Here is a 24,106-nt window from a genome sequence, read left to right on the forward strand (position 1 = left end):
GAAGCGCGACAGCTTGAGAGCGCGAAGCGCGACAGCTTGAGAGCGCGAAGCGCGACAGCTTGAGAGCGCGAAGCGCGACAGCTTGAGAGCGCGAAGCGCGTCCCAAGAGCGCGCAGCGCACATCCCCAAGCGCCCTAGCGCAAGCAAGTGATCCAGTAGTCGCCGGAGGTATCACGGGCTACGCCGTGGGTCTCACTGGGAAACCCGGGAAACTCCCGATCAAACGCCTCCAAAGCCCGCAAATACCGCAAGATCGGCCCCTCCGCCTCCCCCGCACTCTCCCCCGGCATCAACACGGGAATCCCCGGCGGCGTGGTGACCACCATCGTCGCCACGGTCCGCCCCGCGATCCCGTCCAGCCGAACCGCCTCCGCACCACCCCGGATCAACAGCTGATAAGTCTGCGCCGGAGTGGCCACCGCCGGCGTCGGGTGCGTGAAAGCCTCGTCCAACAAAGCCGTCAACTCGCTCTTGCTCAACTGCTCGTGCATCTCCGAGCACAGCGCCGGCAAGCTCAACCCCGCATACCGGTCCGGATGGGCGCGCACCAACTCGGGCAGCACCTCGGCCACCGCGGCACCCCGGTCGTACAGCGCCTTGAAGTCCAGCAGGGCGTCGAGCAGCGTCCCCCACTTCCCCTTCGTGATGCCCATCGAGAACAGGATCAGGCACGTGTACGCGTCGGTCTTCTCCACCACGATCCCCCGCGCCTCCAGGTACAGCGTGAGGATGCGCGCCGGGATGCCCATGCCGCCGACGTTCCCGACGGCGTCGACGCCGGGGCACGTGACGGACACCTTCACCGGGTCCAGCAGGCAGTAGCCGTCCTCCATGCCCTCGAAGCCGTGCCACTCGGCGCCGGGTGTGAGCGTCCAGCAGCTCGGTTCGCCGCGCAGCAGGTCCAGGGGCGCGTCGGCGAAGGCGTGGACCTCGCCGGTCGCCGGGTCGGTGACCTGGTCCGGCTGCCAGGTGCCGAAGAACCAGTCCGGGCGGTCGCCGGCGTCGCGGATGCGCCGGCCCAGCCGGGCGACGGCCTGGCGGAAGCGGATCGCCTCGGTGATCGCCTCGTCGGTCAGCCACCGGCCGCCGGGGCCGTCCATCATGGCGGCGGCGACGTCCAGACCCGCGATCATCGGGTACAGCGGGGACGTCGTGGCGTGCATCATGAACGTCTCGTTGAACTGCCGGTGCTCGACCGGCGAGCGCGGCGAGTTCTTGACGTGCACCATCGAGCTCTGCGACATCGCGGCCAGCAGCTTGTGCGTGGACTGCGTGGAGAACACCGTCGGCCGCACCTCGTCCGACAACGCCCCGGCGTCCACCGACATGCCGTACCGACGGGCGTACAACGGGTTGAAGCGGGCATAGGCGAACCAGGCCTCGTCCAGGTGCAGGCGCGGCACCGTCTCGCCCAGCAACTCGGCGACGCGCACCGCGTCGTAGCACAGCCCGTCGTACGTGGAGTTCGTGATCACCGCGTACACCGGCTCGGCGCCGGCGGCCCCGGCCGCGAACGGACTGCGCCGCACCTGCTCCGCGACCGCCCCCGCGGTCAGGGCCTTCGGCGGGATCGGCCCCATCAGCCCGTACCCGTTGCGCGTGGGCACCAGGTACACCGGCCGACCACCGGTGATCGTGAGGCCGTGGTAGATCGCCTTGTGGCAGTTGCGGTCGACCAGGACCAGCTCGTCGGTGGCGATGCTGGCGTGGCAGGCGATCCGGTCGGCGGTGGAGTCGCCGTGCAGCACGAAGTAGGTCAGGTCCGCCCCGAAGATCCGCGCGGCGTTGCGCTCGGCGTCGCCGATGGGGCCGGTGTGCTCGAACAGCGACCCCAGCTCGGCCACGGAGATCGACAGGTCGGTGCGGAACAGGCGTTCGCCGTAGTAGTCGAAGAACGCCCGCCCGACCGGCGACTTGAGGAACGCGACGCCACCGGCGTGCGCCGGGGTGTGCCACGAGTACTCGTGGGTGTCGTCGAACCGGCGCAGTTCCCGGAAGAACGGCGGCAGGACGCCGTCGAGGTACCGGTCGGCGGCGACCCCGATCCGGCCCGCGATGAAGTCCGGCGTGTCCTCCAGCAGCCACACGTACCCCGTCACCGCTTCCGACACCCACAGCGGCAGGTCGTCCACGGAGGTCGCGGTGGTCACCAGGAACACCGGCAGCTTGGTGAACCGGCGCATCAGCGCGCGCAGGACGTCCTCGGGCGCGTCGAGGTGCCACGACACCAGCGCCGCGGACAGGTCGGCCCGGCTCTGGGTCGACGCCAGCGCGTCCTCGGCGGTGTGCGCGCGGACGATGCCGTGGCCCTCCTGGCGCAACTCGGCGCAGATCGCCTCCACCTGGTCCCGCGCGACCGCACCACCCGCGCCGCCGTCCACTGCGACCAACACCGTTGAGCGAGACATCGTCGGCTTCTTCCGTCGGGCGGAACCCAGACCCCCGAGTCTCGACACCCACGCACCCGGCTGTCGAGTACTCGAAGGCATGGCCCGCCCACCACCCGGGTGCAGCAACTCCCCGATTCCTGCGGTCCCACTACACATCGAACCCGCACCGAATCCACTCGGACCGGTGATCGTGCCCGCCCGCCGGGTGAAGTTCAGGCCCCGCCGATGTCCCGGCGCGTGAACACCACCCCGGCCACCACAACCAACACGACCGTCCACACCACCATCGTCACGCCCCCAGCCACCGGAGACAGCATGTCCTCCGCCCGATAGTCCCGGACGAACATCTGCGCGCCGGCCACGTCCGGCAAGTACCGGGCCAGAGGCGTGACCTTGGTCAGCAGGTACGTCACCGACACCAACGCCGAGTTCACGATGAACAACACCAACGGCACCACCGCACTACGGCTGAGCGACCCCACCGCGAACGCGATCAACGCCGAGCACACCCAGTAGACAACCGCCCCCACAGCCCGCCACCCCAACTCCGCCAACGGGACCGCAGCCACCAGCGTGACCCCCGCCAGCACCGCCGAAGCCACCGCCACCACCAGGACCTTCGCACCCAGCAGCACCCCACGCCGGGGCACGCACAGCACGCTGATCGGGGTATCTCCGGTGGCGATCAGGACACCCAGCACGATCACCCCGATCGCCCCGAACGGCACAGCCGTGAAGCCCGCGTCGGGCGTCACGCGCGAGTTCAGCAAGGCGATTCCAGTAGTTCCGAGCACGCTGACCCCGGCCGCGAGGTAGGTCGAGGGCACCGTCACCAGCTTGACCAACTCGGCCCGAACGGCGTTCAGCACGACGCTCACCTCTCCCGCGGTTCGGTCAGCGCGAAGTACGCGTCCTCCAGGGACCCGTGGCCGCCCGTGACCTCGTCCACCGTGCCGCGCGCGACGACCCTCCCGGAGTGGATCACCACCAGGTCGTCGGCGGTGGCCGCGACCTCGGCCATCACGTGGCTGGAGAGCAGCACGGTCCGCCCCTCGGCGGCCCGCGCGCGCAGGAACCGGCGGACCCAGCGGATGCCCTCGGGGTCCAGCCCGTTCAACGGCTCGTCCAACACCAGCACCGCCGGGTCGCCCACCAGCGCCGCCGCGATCCCCAGCCGCTGCCCCATCCCGGTCGAGTAGGACCGAACCCGCCCCGCGCCGCTCAACCCGACCTGCTCGAGGACTTCGGCCACGCGCGACCGCGCGATGCCGTTGCTACGTGCCACCCACGCCAGGTGCGCACGCCCAGTCCGAGCCCGGTGGGCGCCACTGCCACCCAGTACCGCCCCGACCGTCCGCAGCGGATCACGCAACCGCCGGTACGGCGTGCCGTCGATCAGAGCGGTGCCGACATCAGCGGAGTCCAGGCCGAGCAAAATACGCAACGTCGACGACTTCCCAGCCCCGTTCGGGCCGAGAAACCCGGTGACCCGGCCAGGGCGCGCGGTAAAGCCCACATCATGGAGGACGGTACGGCGACCATGCCGCTTGGTGAGGTTGACGATCTCGATCACGCGCCCAGGCTCGCCCCGATCACCAGCACGCACATCGGCCAAAGGTTGACTCGAGACAGGGCTAGTTGCGGAGGGTGTCGGTGAAGCCGGACTCGTACGCCAGGATCACCAGTTGCGTCCGATCACGGACCTGGAGCTTGTCGAAGAGCCTGCTCAGATAGGTCTTCACCGTCGCCCGACTCAGCAGCAGTTCCGCCGCCACCTCCTCGTTCGACAACCCCCGCACAACGGCCGCGACCACCTCCCGCTCCCGCACCGTCAAGCTCTCGAACCGTTCCCGAGGTCCACTCCGACGTGCGGCGAACTCGGCAACCACCCGCCGAGTCACCTCCGGCGCCAACAGCGCATCCCCCCGGTAAACGGTCCGGAGGGCGCGCAGGATCTCCGGGACCCCGGCGTTCTTCAGCAGGAACCCCGTCGCACCGATCCGCAACGCCTCGTACACGTACTCGTCCAGGTCGAAGGTGGTGAGTACCAGTACTTTTGTGTTGGACGATGACGCAAAAATCCGCCGCATAGCTTCGAGACCGTCCAACACGGGCATACGTATGTCCAGCAGCACGACGTCCGGGCGCAGTCGGTTCACGCCATCGACCGCCTCACCGCCGTCCCGGGCCTCGCCGACCAACACCATGTCCGGAGTCGCGGACACCAGCTCGCACAACGACATCCGCAGCAGGTCCTGGTCCTCGGCAACGAGAACCCTGATCCGCTCACCCATCCCCGACCTCCCGCACCACCGCTCGCACCACGAACCCACCCCCGGCACCCGGCCCCGCCTCGAACTCCCCGCCCAACGCCGCCACCCTCTCGCGCAACCCCACCAGACCATGCCCCGGTGCCCGGTCCCCAACCACCCCCGGACCGTCATCGACAACCGTGACCTCGATGCCCGCAGAGGTCCGCCGCACCGCCACCTCACAGCGCGCGCCAGGCGCATGGCGAACGACGTTGGTCAGGCCTTCCTGCACGATCCGGTACACCACCAACGTCGGCGGCACCAACGGATCGAAGTCGGTGTGCACCTCGATACCGGCCGCTCGCGCGCGCTCAACCAACAACCCGAGGTCACCTGGCGGGGATGGACTCGAGCGGACGGTGTGCAGGACCGAACGCAGCTCGTCGAGCGCCTGCCGACCGGTCTCCTCCACTCGCTCAAGGCCATGCCGAAGCCGTTCGGCGTCGTCCCCGGCCACGTGGGCGGTCACGCCGGCGGTCACGGCGATCGTGCCAAGGGAGTGCGACACCACGTCGTGCACCTCACGCACCACGCGGAGACGTTCAGCCAGGACGGCCTGCTCCCGTTCGGCCCGCGCACCCCGAAGTGCCTCCTCCCGCTCCCGACGCACAGCGGTGCCCAGCCGCCACGCCCCCAGGGTGACCAGCACGCTGACCGCCACGTACTGGGCGACGCCCGCACCATCCGGCGTCCCGACCGCGACCAGCACAACGACCACAGTCCCCAACGCCGCCGACACAGCCTTCGCGGGACCTTCACGCGTGGCCGCAACCCGGTACAGCACCCACGCAGCGGCGGTGAACGGGTCCTGCGTCCAGCCGAGAATCGCACCGACGAGTGTGGCGGCGGCGGTGACGCCGAACGCGGTCACGGGCCACCACGACCGCAACAGAACGCCCACGACAAACACTGCGATGAGCGCGGGCTCGGCGCGCTCGTCAAACGGGAGCCAGAACACCAGCACCGAGAGAGCGGCCACGCCGGCGTCTGCGGAGATCGACCGGTACACGGCGGTCAGCCCAGCCGGATCGGCAGTGAGCGGTAGGACGGGATGAGGACCCCGCGGGCCGGACGGCGCGGACCGACCACCACCGGACGGCCGGACGAGAACACCGCCTGCAACACGTGCCCGATCTCGGCCCGCGCCAACGCCGCTCCCAGACACAGGTGCCGGCCTGCGCCGAACCAGAGCTGGCGGGTCTGCGGGTTGTAGGGACGGTCGAGGGAGAACGGACCGGCGGCGTTGTTCGCGACATACGTGAGCAGGAGGACTCGTTGTCCGGCGCGAAGCTCCCTCCCGGCGAGGATGGTGTCCCGCGACACGTGCCGGCCGATCACCGGAGCGGGCGTGGTGACCCGGAGGCCTTCGCGCACCGCCACGGGCAGCAGGTCCGGGTCGGCGAGGAGCCGGTGTTGCTCGCCGGTGTCGTGCAGGAGGGCCACGGTGCGGGTCATCGCGGTGGCGGCGGTCTCGGTGCCGGCGACCATGAGCAGGGCGGCCAGTCCCGAGGTCTCCTCCAGGCTCAGGCCCAGCTCGCGGCACCGGCCCAGGAGGGTGGACGGGTCGGCGGAGGCGTAGGCCGTCGGCACGTTGCGGGTCAGCTCGGCGATGATCGGCTTGGCCTGGGCGACCACCTCGGGCGGCAGGCCGGTCGAGGTCGCGCTGCCCAGCGCCAGGGACGCCAGCCGCTCCCCGGTCTCGAACAGCCCACGCGGGTCGTCCTGCCCCAACCCGAGCAACTCGCCCATCATGCGCCCGACCAGCACTCGGGACAGGTCCGCCAGGTCCACCGCCCGGCCCGCGTGCAGCCGGTCGAGCGCGGGGGCCAGGGCCGGGTCGAACACCTTCCGCACCAACTGCTGGGCGGAGGCGTCGGTGAACAGGTCGCGGGCGCGGGACCGCAGGTCGGCGTGGCCTGGGCCGTCGAAGATCCGGTTGACGTAGTCGCCGAGCACCTGTTCCCACAGGTGCCCCACCCCACCCTCGCCCAGGAGCGTGAAGTGCGCGCCGTCGTTGAGCACGGCCCGCGCGAGGACCGGGTCGGTGACCACCCAGCCCAGGCGCGGGACGTGTCGGACGGGACCGAGGAGACCGCCGAAGCGCAGGAGCGCGAACAGCGCCGGCCGTCCGGCCCAGAGCAAGCGGTCCTCGTGCCGGCGTGCGTAGCTCATGATCCGCATTGTGCAACGCGGACGCCTCGGAGTTCGTGCGTGGAACTACGCAAAGCCCGGCGTGGGCGTCAGTTCAGGGTCCAGAGCTGGTTGGCCTGGGTGCCGCTGGGGTTGCAGGCCCAGATCTGGAGGCGGCTGCCGTTGGCCGAGCCCGCCGCGTCCAGGCACTTGCCGGACCTGGGGTTGACGATGGTGCCGTTGCCGTTGACCTGCCAGTCCTGGGCGCTGGTGCCGTTGCACGTCCACAGCTGGACCAGGGCGCCGTCCGCGGTGGAAGCGCCGTTGACGTCCAGGCACTTGCCGGTCTGCGGGTTCACGAAGCGGGAGCCGTTGCGGGTCCACTTCTGGTTCCAGTCCGAGTTGCAGTCCCACAGCTGGACCACGGTGCCGTCGGCCGTGCCGCGCTGCGCCAGGTCCACGCACCGACCGCTGCCCCGGCCCACGATGGTGCCGCCGGTGGTGCCGCCGCCGGCCTGAACGTCGGTGGAGAAGCTGTTCACCGCCAGACCCTCACCGCCCTGCCACGGCTCGAACCCGGCCTGCACGCTGGTCAGGTACCACGACGAGTCCACGCGGGTCCGGGCGTCGACGTCCCGCACGAAGTCCATGACGTTGAACGACCAACTCGGGATCGCCGAGGGCGCCACGTAGGACACCACGTCGTTCCCACCGTTGTTGCCCTGCCACACCTCCCACGTCCGGCCACCGATGCCGGTCGAGCCGACCCGTGAGCCGATGGGCTGGATGTTGCCCTGCCGGTTCAGCCAGATCATGATCTCCATCTGGTTGACGCCGGTCCGCTTGGGCGTCGGGTCCAGCCAGATGTCGTAGGAGGCGTTGTACGTGCCGCCGACGTAGTTGTAGGAGATCGACGACGGGACGCTGCCGATCTGGCTGACCTGCCGCGGCAGGTTGGTGCCCGGCGAGCAGTTGTCGTAGTGGCAACCCACGTAGACCGCCGGGTACGACAGCGGCGCGCCGCCCGAGGTCCAGCCCTTCTGGGAGACGATCTGAAAACCGCTGCCCGTGACGTTGATGCACTGCTCGGCGGTACTGCCCCAGCGGTTGTTCATCACGGTGTACTTGCCCTGGATGGTGGTGGACCCGTACTGCTCGCAAATCCGCGTATCGGCCTGCGCCGCGGTCGGCAGAACCGGGAGAGCCAGCGCCGCCGCCAGCACCGCGACCCCGAGGAACCGGGATGGCTTCATGTCGTCCTCACCTCGTCCGGGGCGACCCCACCCCGATGTGGGAGCGCTCCCAGAACGGATGGAACCACACACCAATCCCCACACACCAGCCCGCAAGGCGACCATCGACACCCCCGCAGGCCACACCCGCAGGCCACCCCGCCGCCCTTACCCGACCCGCAGCCCTGGGCTCACCCACCCGACACCACTCCGGCAACGCACCACCCACGCGCACCTCAACCGAATCACGCCGGTCCCACCCGCCGGCCGCAAGCCCACGCGCCCCACAGCACACCGACCGCGCCGCTTTCCGCGCGCAGCGCGGCCTTCGCGCGCGAAGCGCGCGGTAGGTGTTGCCTACAAGTGGAGGGCCTCGGTTCCCCCACCGTATGGCCTGCCCGAAGGGCTACCGCACTTTCGGTCGGGTGCAGCCGAAATTTTTGTGAGGGACGAGCAAAAATTTTAGCGGCACCCGGCCGAAAGTGTGGTTGGCTCCGCCAGGCCATGCGGTGGGGGAACCGACGCCCTTCACCCCCCATCGGTGGTCTCCCTGCTAGCTTTTGATCTTGAGAGCTAGCCACCCAGCGCCGAGACGACCGAGCGGATGGTGGGGTGCCGGTACAGCTCGCGAAGCTGCAACGGCGGCAGCCCGCCTTCCCGCATCCGCGCGCCGATCCGCACCGCGAACAACGAGTTGCCACCCAGCTCGAAGAAGTCGTCGTCCAACCCCACCGGCACACCCAACACCGAGCCCCACACCTCGCACAGCCGCGACGCCAGGTCGTCGCCGATCGGGGTCTCCGCAGGAGCCGCGGTAACCGGAGGCGGCAGCTTCGCCGCATCCAGCTTGCCGTTCGTGGTCAGCGGCAACGACTCCAGCGCCGTCACCGTCGCGGGAACCATGTAGTCGGGCAGGATGTCGGCCGCCCGCTTGCGGACAGCGGACGCCTCGCCTGAAGCCAGCACCACGTAAGCGTCGATGCGGGCGGTGGCGGCGTCGGCCGGGTCGGTGCGGCGGACCACCACCGCCGCGGTGCGGACGTCCGGGTCTTCCAGCAGGACCGCGCGGATCTCGTCCAGTTCGATGCGGAAGCCGCGCACCTTCACCTGGCTGTCGATGCGGCCCAGGTGTTCCAGCTTGCCGTCCGGGCGCAGGCGGCCCAGGTCGCCGGAGTGGTAGACGCGGCCGGGTGCGAAGGCGTCCTCGGTGAAGCGTTGGGCGGTCAGGTCGTCGCGGTTGAGGTAGCCCGCCGCCACGCCTGCGCCGCCGACCCAGATCTCGCCGGGCACGCCCGGTGGCAGCAGGCGTCCCTTCGGGTCCACGACGTACAGGTGCCAGCCGGGCAGGGCCGGGCCGACCGAGCGGGAGCCGGCCAGCGCATCCGCCCGGGTGACGGTCTGGTGGGTGACGTGCACGGTGGTCTCGGTGATGCCGAACATGTTCACCACCCGGCACACCGACTCCGGGTGCACGTCGAACCACGGCAGCAGCGCCCGCTGGTCCAGCGGCTCGCCGCCGAACACCACCAGCCGCACCACCAGGTCGTCGTGGCGGACGTCGAGCAGCTGCGCGAACGCCGACGGCGTCTGGCTCAGGACCGTGACGCGCTCGGCGGCCAGCAGGTCGCGGAACCGCTCGGGCTCGCGGGAGACGAAGTAGGGCACCACGACCAGCCGTCCGCCGGTGAGCAGGCAGCCCCAGATCTCCCACACCGAGAAGTCGAACGCGCTGGAGTGGAACAGGGTCCACACGTCGTCCGCCCCCAACCCGTACTCGTCACGGGTCGCGTCGACCAGGGCGAGGACGTTGCGGTGCGGCACGACCACGCCCTTGGGCCGGCCGGTGGACCCGGACGTGTAGATCACGTACGCCGGGTCGTCCGCGGACACGGCGCTCTCCACTGCCACGGTGCCGCGGACCTCGTCAGGCGTAAGAGCGGTGGCACCGGGGAACTCCGGAAGCCGGGTGAGGACCAACCGGAGGCCGGCGTCCTGAGCGGTGTAGGCCAGCCGGTCCGCCGGATACGCCGGGTCGGTCGGCACGTAGGCCGCGCCCGCCTTCAGCACCCCCAGCAGCGTGACCACCAGTTCGGTCGTGCGCTCCAGGCACACCCCGACCCGGTCGCCGTCGGCCACGCCCAACGCGCGCAACCCGCTCGCCAGGGCGTCCGACCGCTCGTCCAGCTCCCGATAGGTCAGGGACACCTGGCCATCGGTGACCGCCACCCGATCCGGTGTGCGGGCCGCCACCGCACGGAAGGCGGTATCGATGCGAACAGGCGTGGTGTCCAGGGACTCAGCAGGACGGCCCAGAGCGGCGACACGGGCGCGCTCGGACGCGTCGAGCAACTCGACGTCGTCGGCGGCCACGTCCGGGTTCGCCACGACCTGGCGATGCACGTGCGCCAGGTGCCGGGTGAACTGGGCGACCTGGTCCGGCGAGATGCGGCCGGCCTGGTGATCGCAGCGCAGGCGGACCATGTCACCCTTGCGCCACAAGGAGAACGTCAACGGCAGCGGCGGCGCCAGGCACGGCCGGTACTCGCTCGGGCCGAAGTCCACATCGGACACCAAGAGATGAACGGAAGCAGGCTCATCGGTCGATTCAACACCCGACCCGGGGTTCACGCGCAGCGCGCCGGCGTCCGTGCCGATCACCGCGAAGGCGGGCGAGTCGACCGACGCGTAGCGGACCAAGGTGATCGCGAGCGCCGTCCGCCAGGTGTCCACCGTGCCGGCCTCGGACGGCAGCAGGCACAGCTCGACCGACCCGGCCGCCGCCGTTCCGAGCGCCGCCGCCCAGTCCGGGATCCCCGCCGCCGCGACGGCGACCACGTCCCGCGCGACCGCCCCCGCCGCGGAGCCGCCGATCAGCGCGGCGGCCGTAGCCCGCAGGGCAGCCGGGTCGAGGTGACCCCGGTCCGCCACCAGGACCAGGTCGGCCACGCCGTCGCGGTAGCGCAGCAGGGTGCACCGCAGGTCGGCGGTCGGACGGCTCAGCTCGATCTCGCGTCGGCGGTCCGCGAGGGGATCACCGGATGCGGCGGGCACGTCCTCCACCCACAGCCGGTGCCGGGTGGTCAGCGCCTCGGCGTCGGGCGCGGCGGCGAGGCGGACGCGCAGCGCGTGGCATCGGGCACCTGAAAACACTTCTCCCCCTAGTAGATCAGTGCGCGGTGAAGCCGCCTAGTAGGTCAGCGCTCGGTGAAGCCGCCTTGCAGATCAGTGCGCGGTGAAGCCGCCGTCGACGGTCAACACCGAGCCGGTCACCTGCGCCGACTCGTCGGAGGCCAGGAACACCACCGCCCCGGCCACGTCGTCGGGCTCCACCAGCCGGTTCATCGGCTGCGACTGCGTGAAGGCCGCCACGTGCTCGTCCGCCGGCACGTCCAGCGCCCGCGCGATCTCGCGCAGCATCCGACCCTCCGCCTCCGCGGTGTCCCGGACGTTGCCCGGGCACACCGCGTTGACCCGCACCTTCATCGGCGCGTAGTCCAGCGCGGCGGCCTTGGTCAGGCCGACCAGGCCGTGCTTGGCGGCCACGTACCCGGCGAAGTGCCGGTAGCCGACCAGGCCCGCGGTGGAGGCGATGTTGACGATGCTGCCCGAGCGCTGGTCGCTCATGGCCTGGCCGACCTCGCGGATCAGCCGCCACGCCCCCGTGAGGTCCACGTCGAGCATGAGCGACCACTCGTCCTCGGTGATCTCGTGCACCCGCTTGCCCGAGGGCGCGGCGATGCCCGCGTTGTTGACCACGGCGTCCAACCGCCCAAACCGCTCGACCGCGAGGGACACGGCGTCACGCACCGACGCCGTGTCCCGCACGTCCGCCTTCGCGGTGAGCACCGACGCGCCCCGGTCACGGCACAGCGCGGCCGTGTGCTCCAACTGGCCGGCCGACCCGAGCGGGTACGGCACGCCCGGCAGGTCCGCGCACACGTCCAGCAGCACCAGGTCCGCGCCCTCGGCGGCGCAGGCGACCGCAGTGGCCCGCCCGATCCCCCGTGCCGCGCCGGTGATGACGACGACCTTCCCCGTCAAGCGCATCGGTGTCTCCCCCTAGACCGCGGTGTCGATCAGCTTGAGCAACTGCGGCGCGGACTCCGTGAGGTACATGTGGCCGCCGGGCACCTCCACGTACTCGAACCCGGCCCCCGTGACCTCGGACCACCGCTCGGCCTCGGCCGCCGTCACCAGGGTGTCCTCCGAGCCCCGCAACGACGTGATCGGCGCGGGCAACCGGTCGTGCGTGCTCGGCCGGTAGTTCTCGTGCATCTCCACGTCGGCGCGCAGGGTCGGCAGGATCAGCTCGCGCATCTCCGGGTCCTGCAACGCCTCGTGGGTGAAGCCCGCGAACTGCGAGACGCGCGCCAGGAAGGCGTCGTCGTCCAGACCGGTGGCCCGCTGGGGCCGCTGGGTGTGCGGCTCGGGCGACCCGCTGACGAACAGGTGCCGCAGGGTCAGGTCCGGGCGCCGCGCCACCCGGTGGGCCAGCTCGTAGGCCAGCACCGCGCCCAGGCTGTGCCCGAACAGCACCACGTCCGTCAGCCCGTCGAGCTGCGCCACCAACTCGGGCAGCAGCTCGTCGGCGGCGATGTGCGCGTCCCGGTAGGGCTCGGCGTCGATGCGCCGCTCCCGACCGGGCAGCTGGAGCGGCAGCACCTTCAGGCGGTCACCCGCGTGCGCCGCCCACGGGTGGAAGAACGAGGCTCCCGCCCCGGCGAACGGCAGGCACACCAGTCCGATCTTCACTTCACGCGTTCCCCTCAGACGGGTTGGCCGATGGGCCGGATGACGATGGTGTTGACGTCCACGCCGGAGGGCTGGCCCAGCGCGTAGACGATGGTGTCGGCGACCTGGTCGGCCGAGAGCAGCAGGCCGTCGGGCAGCGCGCCGAACTCGTCCCAGAACGGGGTCTCGGTGCGGCCGGGCGAGATCAGGGTGACGCCGACGCCGTCGGAGGTGACCTGGCGGCGGGTGTTCTCCGCCAGGGCCGTCACCGCGAACTTCGTGATCCCGTAGATGTTGCCCGCCGCGTAGACGTGCCCGGCGACGCTGCCGACGAGCACGATCCGGCCCTTGGTCTCCTTCAGCGCGGGCAGCGCGGCGCGCACCAGCAGGGCCGGGCCGAGCACGTTGGTGAGGACCATCTCCTTCCACTTGGTCGGGTCGCCCTCGGCGATGTCGTCGTGCGAGGCCCAGCCCGCGTTGCCGACCACGGCGTCCAACCGCCCGAACCGCTCCTTCGTCGTGGCGACGGCTTCCTGCACGAAGTCCCAGTCCGAGGCGTCGCCCTGGACGGTCAGCAGCTCGTCGGGCTCGCCCGCCTCCTTGGCGAAGGTGTCCAGCCGCTCGCGTCCGCGCCCGACCACGGCCACCCGCTGCCCCTTGGCCAGCAGCTGCCGCGCGGTGGCCGCGCCGATGCCGCTGCCGCCGCCGGTGATCAGGGTGACGGGGGTGTCGCTCATGTGGTGCTCCCAACCGGTTGTGATCAAGACCCGCCTAGCTTGGCAGCTTCCGCGTGAAGGTCACCGGCAGGCTGGTCACCCCGCGGCCGACGGAGTTGTCGTACAGCCAGGCGACTTCGGAGTGCGGCACGCCCAGGGCGATGTCCGGCAGCCGGCGCAGCAGGGTGTTGAACGCGATCTCCCCCTCCAGGCGCGACAGCGGCGAGCCGGGGCAGAAGTGGGCGCCGTGGCCGAAGGAGAAGTGGCGGATGTTCTGCCGCCTGATGTCCAGCCGGTCCGGGTCCTCGAAGACCTCCGGGTCGCGGTTGGCGGAGCTGATCATCAGGTGCACGAAGGCCTCCTTGCCGATCGGCACCCCGTGCAGCTCCATGTCCTCGGCCGCCACGCGCAGCGTGCCCCGGTAGACCGGCGACTCGTAGCGCAGGAACTCCTCGATCGCGTTGGGCGCCAGGCTCGGGTCCGAGCGCAGCAGCTCCAGCTGGTCGGGGTGCGCGAACAGCGCCTCCATGCCGTTGCAGATCAGGTTCGCCGTCGTCTTGTGGCCGGCGTTGATCAGCAGGACCAGGGTGGAGACCAGCTCGTCGTTGGTGAACCGGCCGTCCTCGTCCGCGGCCCGGATCAGCACGCTGACCAGGTCCTCGCCCAGGCCCTCGGCGCGGCGGCGGGCCAGCAGGTCGCTCAGGTAGCGCTCCATGCTGTCGCTGGCCCACTTGAGCTTCGCGTTCTCCTCGTCGGTGTGGTACGGCGCGCCGCTGAGGTACAGGCCCCACTCGTGCAGCTTGTCCCGGTCCTCGAAGGGCACGCCCAGGAACTCGCAGATCACCTTGAGCGGCAGCAGCAGCGCGAACTCGGTGAACAGGTCGGCACCGCCCTCGCCGAACGCGTCGATCAGCTCGTCGCAGGTCTGCTGGATCTTCGGCCGCAGCGCCGCCATCTTGCGCGGGGTGAACGCCTGCGCCACCAGCTTGCGCAGCCGGGTGTGCTCGGGGGCGTCGGCGGTGAGCATGTTCTTGATCAGGATCGGGCTGGAGTCCTTGAGCAGGTCCTGCCACCACGCCGGCGCCTTGGACACGCTCTTGGACAGCCGCGGGTCGGAGAACATCTTGCTGACCGTGTCGTAGTCCATGACCACGTACGCCTCGGCCCCCACCGGGTGGTTGACCTGGTGCACCGGGCACTTGGAGCGCAGCTTCGCGTTGTCGGCGTGGCGGTCGGGGTTGGGCTCGGTGAAGAACTCCGGCGGCAGCTTCTCGTAGTCCACGCCGGACGCGGCTTCGGTGCTCACTTCCATCTCCTCCGCTGGCTTCTCAGACGGCGACGGCTTCGGGCGCGGGCAGGTTGCGGATGCGCTTGGTCAGGGTCGGCAGCGCGGCCACCCCGGAGATCACGCACATCACGACGAACACCCACGTCGAACCGGCCAGGTCGAACACCGCGCCGACGATGAACACACCGATCGGCGCCGCGCTCATGGACATGAAGAACACCGCGCCCAGCACCCGGCCCTGGACCTTGTCCGGTGCGACGGCGGCGAGGTAGGACAGGAACAGCGTGCTGATGATCGGGCCGCGGATGAACACCAGCGTCACGATGATCCCCAGCGGGATCACGCCGGGCGTGACCGCGAGCAGGATCGCCACCACCGGGCCGATCCACGCGCCGCACAGCACGATCACCGACGGCTTGACCTTCTTGAACACCCAGCCCGCGACCAGCGAGCCGACCAGGCCGCCGACCCCGGCCAGGGCCAGCGTCGCGCCGATGAACGACTCCGACGCGCCCCGGGTCTGCGCGGTCGCGATGAGCGCCAGGAAGATGCCGGAGTGGGTGAACGCCATGTTCGACCCCATGATCCAGATGATCAGCGGGCGCAGGATCGGCTGCTTGAACAGGAACCGGAACCCCTCGGCGGTGCCGCGCTTCTCCTTGGTCTGCTCCCCCGAGTCGATCTGCATCGGCTTGCGCACGAACAGCAGCAGCACGGTGGAGATCAGGAAACCGATGGCGGCGGCAAGGTACGGGAACGCCCGCGCCAGGCCGAACAGCGCGCCGCCGATGGGCGGACCGGCCATCGTCGCGCCGAAGTAGCGGATCTGGTTCTGCGCGGTGGCCTGGGTCAGCTGCGAGGCCGGCACCAGCGCCTTGATCGCGGCCAGGCCGGCGGGCTGCGAGATGCCGAAGCACACCGCGGAGGCCAGGGCGATGCCGAAGATCACCGGCATGGACGCGCTGTCGGTGGAGATCAGCAGGCCGAACAGGGCCAGCAGCACGACCCGGACCACGTTGCAGCCGATCAGCAGCAGGCGGCGGTCCAGCCGGTCGGCGAGCACGCCGCCGGGGATGGACATCACGCTGGCGGTGATCAGCTGGGCCGAGCCGACGATGCCCGCGTACAGCGCGGACCCGGTGGTGGCCAGGATCAGCAGCGGGTAGGCGATCTCGGCGGTCTCCTTGGCCACCGCCGCGAACGCCTCGCTGCTCCACAGCGCCTGGAAGTCCCGGTTCTTGATCAACGGCTTCTCGGGCGGCGCGCCGGCCTCGACGGACTCCGCGGCGGGGTCGGACCCCGCCTCGGGCTCGGCGGTCAGCTCGCGTGGTTCAGTGGACATCCACGACCTCATTCCGGACCGGCGCCTCGCCGGGCAACGTGGTGAGCAACTCTGCGGCGAGCCGGTGCACGTGCGGCTCGGTCAACACCGACCAGTGGTTCCCGGGCACCGGCACGACCCGCACAGCGCCGCCGTACAGGGGCGTGAGCCGGGCGGCGAGCTTGGCCGCGCCGCGGGCGTCCACACCGACCTTGAACACCACGACCGGGCAGTCCACCGGGCGCGGCCGGTAGGGCGCGAGCACGCGGCCCTTGTCCAGCAACACCCTGCGCAGCGCGGGGTTGCGCCGGATCTGGCGGCCGACCTCGCCGATGTTCAGGACGCCGGCGGCCTGGAACCAGACGTGGCTGTAGAGGAACTCCGGGTCCAGCGCGAGCGGCAGCCCGACCCGGCCGGGCACGAAGCCGTCCAAGCCCACCAGCAGGTCGACCTCGACCCCCCGCTCCGCCAGGACCCGGACCATCTCGTGCGCCACGACCGCGCCGAACGACCAGCCGCCCAGCGTGACCGGGCCTTCGGGTTGGACCGCCAGCAAGGCGTCCACGTGCTGCGCCGCGGACTTCTCCACCGACCGGTGGGCGCCCGTGTCGGGTTCCAGCCCGTACACCGGGCGGTCGGTGGCCAGGGCGTCGGCCAGGGCCTGGTAGCTCAGGGCCGTGCCGGCGGCGTCGGCGACCAGGAACAGCGGCCGTCCCACGCCCTCCCGCAGCGCCACGGCCCGCACGGGCAGCGGCGCGGCCGACACCTTCGGCCGGTCGCGCTCGGCCAGCTCGACCAGTCGCCCGAACGTGGGTTCGCGGGAGAATTCGGCCAATGACAAGGAGATTCCGGCTTCTTCGCGCAACCGGGTCATCATGTTCAGCGCGATCAGCGACTCGCCGCCCAGGGAGTAGAAGTGGTCGGTGTCGGACGCGGGCGGCTGGCCCAGGGCCACCGTCCACAGCCGCTCCAGCACGGGCCGCACCGAGTCGCCCACGACGAGCTTCGGGTGCGCCTTCGCCTTCAGCACCACCGGTGCGGGCTGGTCGCCGTTGGGATCCGTGCCCAGGAACGGGTGCGGTGGCAGCGAGCGGCGGACCGGTTTGTCGCCGGCGAGCACGGTCTCGCCCAGCACGTCCACCCCGCGCTCCCACAGCACGCCCAAAGCGCGCAGCAGGCCCAGTTCGCCGTCCTCGGCGCGACCGAGCAGGGACACGCCGGTCTTCGTGCCGTCCCAACGGTTGTTCCACCGGACCGTGCCCAGCATGGTGGCGCCGGGGCCCAGTTCGAGGAACGTGTCCACGCCCGCGTCCAGCAACGTCTGCACGCCCGCGTCCAGCAGCACCGGTCGGGCGAGCTGCTGGGCCCAGTAGTCGGGGCCGGCCACGGCGTCCGGGTCGGCCCACGTGCCCGACGTGTTGGAGACCAGCGGCAGCGCGGCGGGCTTGGCCTCGGTGTCCGCGACCACCCCGTACAGGATGTCCGCCGCGGGCTGCATCGCCGCGCTGTGACCAGGCCGGTCCACGGCGAGCAACCGGATGTCCAGTCCTGCCAACGCATCACCGGCGAGCAGTGCATCCACATCGGACTCTCGCCCGGACAGCACGACACCGCCCCGGCTGATCACCGACACCTCGACCGGGCTGTCGCCGAGCCGGGCCAGCACCTCGTCGGCCGTGCCGTTCACCGCGACCATCCGGCCGGGCGGGGCCGCCCGCCACACCGCCCGCGCCCGCTCGTGCACCAGGGCGGCGGCGTCGCCGGGCGACCACACCCCGGCCAGCGCGGCGGGCGCGAACTCGCCGATGCTGTTGCCGAACAGGCCGACCGGTGTGATGCCCCAGTCCATGAGCTGGCGGCCCAGGGCGTAGCCGAGGGCGAACAGGCCGAGCTGCTGGTTGGTGCCCTCCTCGAACCACTCCGGCCCGCCGTCGACCTCGGCCACGACCGGCGTGAGGTCCACGTCGCAGCGCTCCCGCACGGCGTCGCGGATCTCGTCGAACCAGCGCCGGAAGCCGGGCAGCAGCCGGTACGCGGGCGCACCGGCGTTGTAGCGCAGGGTGCCGTGACCCGGGAACAGGAAGGCCACTTTGCCCAGCGGGCGCGGTTCGGCCGGGTCGCCGGCGGCGGTCAGAGCCCGGGCCGCCTGCACGGGGTCGGTCACGGCGAAGGACTGCCGGTACTTGTGCCGCCGGCGTTCCGCGAAGGTCCGCGCCACCGCGTGCAGGTCCGGTTCCGCACGGACCTTCTCGGCCAGGTCGGTGCGCAGCTTGGCCAGCGCCTCCGGGGTCGCCGCCGACAGCGGGAGCACCGTCCCACCCGATCGGGGCGCGGGCGCCGAGCGTTCCGGGGCCTGCTGGAGGACGACGTGCGCGTTGGTGCCGCCCACGCCGAACGAACTCACCGCCGCGATCCGCGTGCCCCGGTCGGGCCACGGCTCGTGCGTCGTGCACACCCGGAACGGCGTGCCGTCCAAGTCCAGCAACGGGTTCGGGGACTCGAAGTGCAGGCTGGGCACCACTTCCCCGCGTTCCAGCATCAGCACGGTCTTGATGAACGACGCCACGCCGGCCGCCGCGCTGGTGTGCCCGAGGTTGCCCTTCACACCGCCCAGCAGGCAGAAACCGGTCTCGTCGGTGGACATCCGGAACGCCTCGGTCAGCGCCTGCACCTCGACCGGGTCGCCGATCGGGGTGGCGGTGCCGTGCGCCTCGACGTAGTCGATGTCGGCCGCGTCGACGCCGGCGAGCTTCTGCGCGTACCGGATCACGTCCCGCTGCCCGGGGATGGACGGGGTCGTGTACCCCATCTTCTCCGCGCCGTCGTTGTTCAGCGCCGACCCGAGCACGACCGCCGCGATCCGGTCGCCGTCGGCCAGGGCGTCCTCCAACCGCTTGAGCACGACCACGCCCACGCCCTCGCTGGGCACGGTGCCGGTGGCGCTCGCGTCGAAGGGACGGCAGTGGCCGTCGGCGGACAGCGGGCCGCCGGGCTCGTGCCAGTAGCCCCACTCGCCCTTGGGCGACACCGCCACCCCGCCCGCCAGCGCCGCGTCACACTCGCGCCCGAGCAGGCTCTGCACGGCCATGTGGATGGCGACCAGCGAGGTCGAGCACGAGGTCTGCACGGTCACGGCCGGACCGCGCAGGCCCAGCTTGTAGGCGACGCGGGTGGCGACGTGGTCCTTCTCCAGCCCGATCAGCCGCGCCAGCGGGCTCAGCTCCACGCCGGTGCCGGAGTGGGTGCGGTCCGCGCCCGCGTACACGCCGATCCAGCCGTCGAAGCGGGTCGGGTCCAGGCCGGCGTCGTCCAAAGCGGACATCGCGGTCTGGAGGAAGACCCGCTGCTGGGGGTCGATCCCGGCGGCCTCGGCCCGGCTGTAGCCGAAGAAGGACCAGTCGAAGTCGGCCGAGTCGGCCATGACCCCCTTGGCGGGCACGAAGTTCGGCTGTCTCACGTCGGCCGGGTCGGCGCCCTTGTTCCGCACCAGGTCCTCGACGTCGAACCGGGTGATGCCCTCGACGCCGTCGCGCAGCAACTCCCAGAACCGCTCGAGGTCGTTCGCGCCGGGCAGGCGGCAGGCCATGCCGACGACCGCGACCGCGTTCTCGGTGTTGGTCACCTCGTCCCCCATCCTCAGGTGTGCCACCGGATCTCCGCCGCGCCGACCGACCGCGCATCCGCTTCGTGAGCAGGCGCGGTCGTCCTCGGGGAGCGGCGGCGTTGGTCAGCCCCGGTCGGTGCGGCGCTCGCGGACCGCGCCCAGCAGTCGGTCGCGGCTGCTGCCGCCGCTGCTGCTGGTGGTCTCGGCGGGCGCGGCGAGCAGCTCGGCCTGGCCGCGCACGGTGCCGGCGCGGAACAGGTCGACCGTGCGCAGGGTGCGGCCCGACGCCTGGCTGAGCCGTTCCACCAGGATCACCAGGCGCAGCGAGTCGCCGCCCGCGTCGAAGAAGCTGACGTCGTCGTCGACGTGCTCGGTGTCCAGGACCTCCTGCCAGATGGACCGCACCAGGCCCAGCCGGGCGGCCGGGTCGTCGAGGTCGGTGTGGTTCGCGGCGGGCTGGTTCAGCACGGTGTCCTCCGGGTCGCGGGCGAGGTCGGCGGCGCTGCGGCGCAGGGCGGCCAGGATCTGGTCGGTCGTGGTCGCGGTGAACAGCTCCGCCGGGTGGTTCAGGGACAGTTCGAGCCGGTCGCGCCCGGTGGAGGTGTCCACGCGGACGAACAGCGCCAGGTCCCACTTGCTGTACTCGGGGCGCAGCGGCTGGAACGCGCCCACCACACCGGGCGCGAGTTCCAGCGGCTGCGCGGGTTCGGCGAGGTTGACCAGCACCGGGGTCAGCGGCGGGCGGGCCAGGTCGCGGTCGGGGTCCAGCGCGGCGGCGATCGCGTCCAGCGGCACGTCGGAGTCGATGAACGTCTCCATGCCCGAGAGGCGGGCGGTGCGCAGGAGTTCCCGCCAGGTGGTGTCGGCGTCCAGCCGGACGCGCAGCACCAGGGTGGTCATGAACATGCCGATCACGTCGGCGGCGGCCGGGTCGTCGCGGCCGGGCCACACGACGGCGAACAGGAAGTCGGTCTGCCCGGTGGTGCGGGCGAACGTGCCGGCCAGCAGCGCCACACCGGTCATGAACGCGGTGCAACCCTCCTGTGTGGACACTTCCAGCACCGCCTGGGTGACGTCGGCGTCCAGCAGGGTCTCCGCGGTGGCGCCGATCATCGACAGCTCCGGGTCGTCCGGGTCGCCGTCGTAGGGCAGCGCGACCGTGGTCGGCGCGCCGCGCAGCCGCTCCACCACGCCCGCGACCCGCTCGGCGAACCCCTCACCGTCGACCGGGCCGTCCTGCACCAGCGCCGGGTGCGGCGGGGTCGGCAGGTCCGGTCGCGTGCCGCGCGCGAAGGCCCGGTAGGTGGCGCCGATCTCCTCCACCAGCAACTGCCGGGACACCCCGTCGAACACGATGTGGTGCACGGTCAGCACGAGCAGCGTGCGCCCGGCGTCCAGGCGGATCACCTCGGCCCGCGCCGGAGCCTCCTCGGCCAGCTCGAACGGCGTGTAGCACAAGGCTTCCACCAGGCGTTCGACCTCGTCGTCGGTCCAGCCGTCGGCGACCGCGTCGGTGAAACCCACCTCGGGCGCGGAACCGTCCGTGCGGTATTCCACCCGCCGCGCGGCGGCGTCCAGCCGGAACCGGGAGCGCAACGCCGGGTGGCGGGCCAGCGCGCGTTCCACCGCCGAAGTCAACATTTCACAGTCGACCGGTCCGGTGAATTCCAGGACGGTCGGCAGCAGGTAGGTGGGACGCAGCCGTTCGATCCGGTCGAGAATCCACAGGCCCTGCTGCGTGGGTGTCGCCGGGTGCCAGGTGCCTGGCGCCACCAGGGCGCGCGCATCCGGCAACGATTGCATGTGTTCCCCCAAGGAATTCCACTTCGACGAGAATGGCCCCAGTGCCCCCGTCGCCAGGCCCTCCACCGGGCCGCCGAATGGACCGTAGGCAGACCCGCCGAGTTCCGTCAAGCGCACCGCTTCGGAATTTTCGGTCCTTTGTGGACTGTCTGTGTACGAACGGACTTCGGGACCGAACCCGGCCCGGTTGACGATTTCCCGAACGTGGTGCTTGACTGGCTTGCCGTGGGGCACGACCACGTGTCGAGCCCACGGCGAGGGGGACTGGGGAGTTCGTTCACGGGGGTCGCGGCGGCGTTCCGGCCGCTGTTCCCACCGGTGTTCGCGTGGAAACACCCTCGACAATCGCGCAGTGCGGACACCCGCGATCGACACCGCGGGTGGCCACGGCGCGCGCCCGGACGTGCCGCTCCGCCCCTCCCGCCGACCGCCCACCGACCAGGAGCCCGCCGGATGGCGCGCTCCCGAACGATGAGGACACCGGTCATGCCCGTCCACAACGCGACCGTTTCCGGATGCCCGGTGCACGCCGCGAACACCGATCTCGTCGACCCCCACCTCTACAGCGACGGCGACGCGCACGCGGTGTGGCGGGAGCTGCGCGCGCAGGACGGGCTGAGTTGGCACCAGGTCGACGACGACCGCGGTTTCTGGAACGTGGTGCACTTCAAGGAAACCGATTTCGTGCTGCGCAACACCCACCTGTTCACCTCCGAGCGCGGCACCATGCTGGAACTGCTCGGCATGGACGACCCGGCCGGCGGCCAGCAGCTCGCGGTCACCGACCCGCCCCGGCACACGATCATGCAGGCGCGGCTGAAGAAGGCGTTGGCGGTCAAGGCGGTGGACCGGCAGCGCGACACCATCCGCGAGCTGGTCAGCGACCTGATCGCGCCGATCGGCGACGGCGGCGTGTTCGACTGGGGCCAGGCGATGCTGGCCATGCCGATGTCGGTCACCGGCACGATGATGGGCCTGCCGCAGCAGGACTGGCCGTGGCTGAGCAGGCTCACCACCATCTGCATCGCGGCCGACGACCCGGAGTACCAGGACGAGGGCAGCCGCGACGCCACGCTCCACATGGCCCACCGCGAGCTGTTCGCCTACTTCCAGGACCTGGTCCGCTTCCGCCGCGACCACGCGGGAGACGACCTGATCAGCGTGCTGATCAACACCCGGTTCGAGGGCAGGCACATGTCCTCGGCGGAGATCGTGTCCAACTGCTACAGCCTGCTGCTGGGCGCCAACGTCACCACGCCGCACGCGCCGAACTTCGTGATGGCCGAGTTCATCGACACCGACGTGCTGCCGCAGTGGTCGGCCGACCCCGAGGTGGGCGTCACGGCCGTCGAGGAGGCCCTGCGCTGGGCGTCCCCGGTCAACCACATGCTCCGGTACGCCACGCAGGACGTCGTGGTGCGCGACACGCCGATCGCCGCCGGTGAGGCCGTGGTGGTGTGGCTGGGCGCGGCCAACCGCGACGAGTCGGAGTTCCCACAGGCCGAGACGTTCGACATCCGCCGCAAGCCCAACAAGCACCTGGCGTTCGGCATCGGCCCGCACTACTGCGTCGGGCACAGCGTGGCCCGGGTGACGCTGCGAACGCTGTTCGAGGAGCTGTTGGCCCAGTACGAGGACTTCGCGCCAGCGGGCAAGCCGGAACGGCTGGTGTCCAACTTCGTGTCCGGCTACAAGCACGTGCCGATCACGGCGAAGCGCCGTGCGTGACCTGCTGACCCGCCGAGAGCGGGCACTGCGCCACTTCGGCCCGACAACCGGCCGGGTCCGCTTGGTGTGCTTCCACTACGCGGGCGGCACGGCCTCGATGTTCCGCGACTGGCACGAGAAGCTGCCGGCGGACGTGTCGGTCATGGCGGTGCAGTTGCCGGGCCGGGACACCAGGTTGGACGAGGACCCGCACACACGCATGGGTCCGCTGGTGGCCGAGCTGGTGGATGTCCTGTCCCCTGTGCTGGACGCGCCTTTCGCGTTCTACGGGCACAGCATGGGCGCACGGGTGTCGTTGTGGCTGGCCCACGCCCTGCGCGCTCTGGGCGGCCCTCTGCCGCTGTCGCTGTTCGTGGCATCCAGCGCCGCGCCCGCGTTGATGACGCGGGTGCGGGGCTGGGACGAGTCGGACGACGGTTTGGTGGCGTACCTGCGCGACCTCGGCGGCACTCCGCCGATCGTGTTCGAGCGCCCTGACCTGCTGGAACTGTTCCTGCCCGCGTTGCGCGCGGATCTGACGGTGGTGGCGACTTCGGGGCCGCCGCCTCGGCCGGCGTTGGACGTGCCCTTGCACGTGTTTTCGGGGGTGGATGACGAAGAGGCGTCGGCGGAGCGCATGGCGGCGTGGAGCCAGGAGACCGCTTCGACGTTCACGCATGATGTGGTCGCTGGGGGGCACTTCTTCGCATCGGAGGGTGTGGCGCACGTGCTGGACGTCGTGGGGAAGGCGTTGACGGCAAACTAGGCGGTGTCCGGCAAGTCCTACGCCTCGACCCCGCGCGCAGCGCGGTTGTTCGCGCGCGGAGCGCGCGGTAGGTGTTACCTACAAGTGGAGGGCCTCGGTTCCCCCA

General features: G+C 71.1%; 17 protein-coding genes. 2 read left to right on the top strand and 15 right to left on the bottom strand.

What is annotated here, in order from left to right; translation table 11 throughout:
• Window positions 1–134: 134 nt before the first annotated feature.
• The 15 genes from WBN91_RS31400 to WBN91_RS31470 all read right to left on the bottom strand — a co-directional run bounded on the left by WBN91_RS31400 (window position 135) and on the right by WBN91_RS31470 (window position 21,527).
• Window positions 135–2,408, bottom strand: a complete 2,274-nt coding sequence (locus WBN91_RS31400) for an Orn/Lys/Arg decarboxylase N-terminal domain-containing protein (RefSeq protein ID WP_337727868.1) — start codon at window positions 2,406–2,408, stop codon at window positions 135–137.
• A 194-nt stretch (window positions 2,409–2,602) separates the two neighbouring features.
• Complete coding sequence (locus WBN91_RS31405) at window positions 2,603–3,259, bottom strand: hypothetical protein (protein WP_337727869.1); 657 nt, start codon at window positions 3,257–3,259, stop codon at window positions 2,603–2,605.
• 5 nt (window positions 3,260–3,264) lie between these two features.
• Entirely contained in the window at window positions 3,265–3,996 is a 732-nt protein-coding gene (locus tag WBN91_RS31410) for an ABC transporter ATP-binding protein (RefSeq protein ID WP_337727870.1), read from the bottom strand.
• A gap of 28 nt (window positions 3,997–4,024) precedes the next feature.
• The gene (locus WBN91_RS31415; protein ID WP_337727871.1) at window positions 4,025–4,684 is read right to left on the bottom strand and encodes a response regulator transcription factor; all 660 of its coding nucleotides are present in this window, start codon (window positions 4,682–4,684) and stop codon (window positions 4,025–4,027) included.
• Window positions 4,677–5,711, bottom strand: coding sequence for a sensor histidine kinase (locus WBN91_RS31420; protein WP_337727872.1), 1,035 nt, complete (start codon window positions 5,709–5,711; stop codon window positions 4,677–4,679). Before WBN91_RS31420 ends, WBN91_RS31415 begins: the two co-directional genes overlap by 8 nt.
• Before the next feature lie 5 nt (window positions 5,712–5,716).
• Complete coding sequence (locus tag WBN91_RS31425; RefSeq protein WP_337727873.1) at window positions 5,717–6,874, bottom strand: cytochrome P450; 1,158 nt, start codon at window positions 6,872–6,874, stop codon at window positions 5,717–5,719.
• 68 nt (window positions 6,875–6,942) lie between these two features.
• Window positions 6,943–8,085: a GH12 family glycosyl hydrolase domain-containing protein gene (locus WBN91_RS31430; protein ID WP_337727874.1), complete on the bottom strand. Its 1,143-nt coding sequence runs from the start codon at window positions 8,083–8,085 to the stop codon at window positions 6,943–6,945.
• 552 nt (window positions 8,086–8,637) lie between these two features.
• Complete coding sequence (locus tag WBN91_RS31435) at window positions 8,638–11,214, bottom strand: non-ribosomal peptide synthetase (RefSeq protein ID WP_337727875.1); 2,577 nt, start codon at window positions 11,212–11,214, stop codon at window positions 8,638–8,640.
• A 72-nt stretch (window positions 11,215–11,286) separates the two neighbouring features.
• Window positions 11,287–12,111: a mycofactocin-coupled SDR family oxidoreductase gene (locus WBN91_RS31440; protein WP_337727876.1), complete on the bottom strand. Its 825-nt coding sequence runs from the start codon at window positions 12,109–12,111 to the stop codon at window positions 11,287–11,289.
• Window positions 12,112–12,123: 12 nt separating this feature from the next.
• On the bottom strand, window positions 12,124–12,816 hold the full coding sequence (locus WBN91_RS31445; protein WP_337727877.1) for a thioesterase II family protein: 693 nt from the start codon (window positions 12,814–12,816) through the stop codon (window positions 12,124–12,126).
• Between the two features lie 14 nt (window positions 12,817–12,830).
• Window positions 12,831–13,532, bottom strand: coding sequence for an SDR family oxidoreductase (locus tag WBN91_RS31450; protein WP_337727878.1), 702 nt, complete (start codon window positions 13,530–13,532; stop codon window positions 12,831–12,833).
• A 34-nt stretch (window positions 13,533–13,566) separates the two neighbouring features.
• Complete coding sequence (locus tag WBN91_RS31455) at window positions 13,567–14,823, bottom strand: cytochrome P450 family protein (RefSeq protein WP_443217833.1); 1,257 nt, start codon at window positions 14,821–14,823, stop codon at window positions 13,567–13,569.
• 16 nt (window positions 14,824–14,839) lie between these two features.
• Window positions 14,840–16,141, bottom strand: a complete 1,302-nt coding sequence (locus tag WBN91_RS31460) for an MFS transporter (protein WP_337727880.1) — start codon at window positions 16,139–16,141, stop codon at window positions 14,840–14,842.
• Window positions 16,131–19,769 carry a type I polyketide synthase gene (locus tag WBN91_RS31465; RefSeq protein WP_337727881.1) on the bottom strand — a complete coding sequence of 1,213 codons (3,639 nt, stop codon included), beginning with the start codon at window positions 19,767–19,769 and terminating at the stop codon, window positions 16,131–16,133. The genes WBN91_RS31460 and WBN91_RS31465 overlap by 11 nt, the downstream gene beginning before the upstream one ends.
• Before the next feature lie 78 nt (window positions 19,770–19,847).
• Complete coding sequence (locus WBN91_RS31470) at window positions 19,848–21,527, bottom strand: condensation domain-containing protein (RefSeq protein WP_337727882.1); 1,680 nt, start codon at window positions 21,525–21,527, stop codon at window positions 19,848–19,850.
• Window positions 21,528–22,013: 486 nt separating this feature from the next.
• On the opposite strand from WBN91_RS31470, the gene WBN91_RS31475 reads away from it, so the two are divergent.
• Together WBN91_RS31475 and WBN91_RS31480 are read left to right on the top strand one after the other, a co-directional pair.
• Window positions 22,014–23,255, top strand: a complete 1,242-nt coding sequence (locus WBN91_RS31475; protein WP_337727883.1) for a cytochrome P450 — start codon at window positions 22,014–22,016, stop codon at window positions 23,253–23,255.
• A complete protein-coding gene (locus WBN91_RS31480; RefSeq protein ID WP_337727884.1) occupies window positions 23,248–24,000 on the top strand; it encodes a thioesterase II family protein in 753 nt (250 codons plus the stop codon). Before WBN91_RS31475 ends, WBN91_RS31480 begins: the two co-directional genes overlap by 8 nt.
• The last annotated feature ends 106 nt before the right edge of the window (window positions 24,001–24,106 follow it).

The sequence above is a fragment of the Saccharothrix sp. CCNWYY140 genome (genome assembly GCF_037401995.1).
GTDB lineage: Bacteria > Actinomycetota > Actinomycetes > Mycobacteriales > Pseudonocardiaceae > Actinosynnema.

Bases quoted from the DNA above. Each gene is read 5' to 3' on its own strand.
- WBN91_RS31400 (WP_337727868.1), bottom strand. From the start codon at position 2,408: ATGTCTCGCTCAACGGTGTTGGTCGCAGTGGACGGCGGCGCGGGTGGT.
- WBN91_RS31415 (WP_337727871.1), bottom strand. From the start codon at position 4,684: ATGGGTGAGCGGATCAGGGTTCTCGTTGCCGAGGACCAGGACCTGCTG.
- WBN91_RS31425 (WP_337727873.1), bottom strand. From the start codon at position 6,874: ATGAGCTACGCACGCCGGCACGAGGACCGCTTGCTCTGGGCCGGACGG.
- WBN91_RS31430 (WP_337727874.1), bottom strand. From the start codon at position 8,085: ATGAAGCCATCCCGGTTCCTCGGGGTCGCGGTGCTGGCGGCGGCGCTG.
- WBN91_RS31440 (WP_337727876.1), bottom strand. From the start codon at position 12,111: ATGCGCTTGACGGGGAAGGTCGTCGTCATCACCGGCGCGGCACGGGGG.
- WBN91_RS31450 (WP_337727878.1), bottom strand. From the start codon at position 13,532: ATGAGCGACACCCCCGTCACCCTGATCACCGGCGGCGGCAGCGGCATC.
- WBN91_RS31455 (WP_443217833.1), bottom strand. From the start codon at position 14,823: ATGGAAGTGAGCACCGAAGCCGCGTCCGGCGTGGACTACGAGAAGCTG.
- WBN91_RS31460 (WP_337727880.1), bottom strand. From the start codon at position 16,141: ATGTCCACTGAACCACGCGAGCTGACCGCCGAGCCCGAGGCGGGGTCC.
- WBN91_RS31470 (WP_337727882.1), bottom strand. From the start codon at position 21,527: ATGCAATCGTTGCCGGATGCGCGCGCCCTGGTGGCGCCAGGCACCTGG.
- WBN91_RS31475 (WP_337727883.1), top strand. From the start codon at position 22,014: ATGCCCGTCCACAACGCGACCGTTTCCGGATGCCCGGTGCACGCCGCG.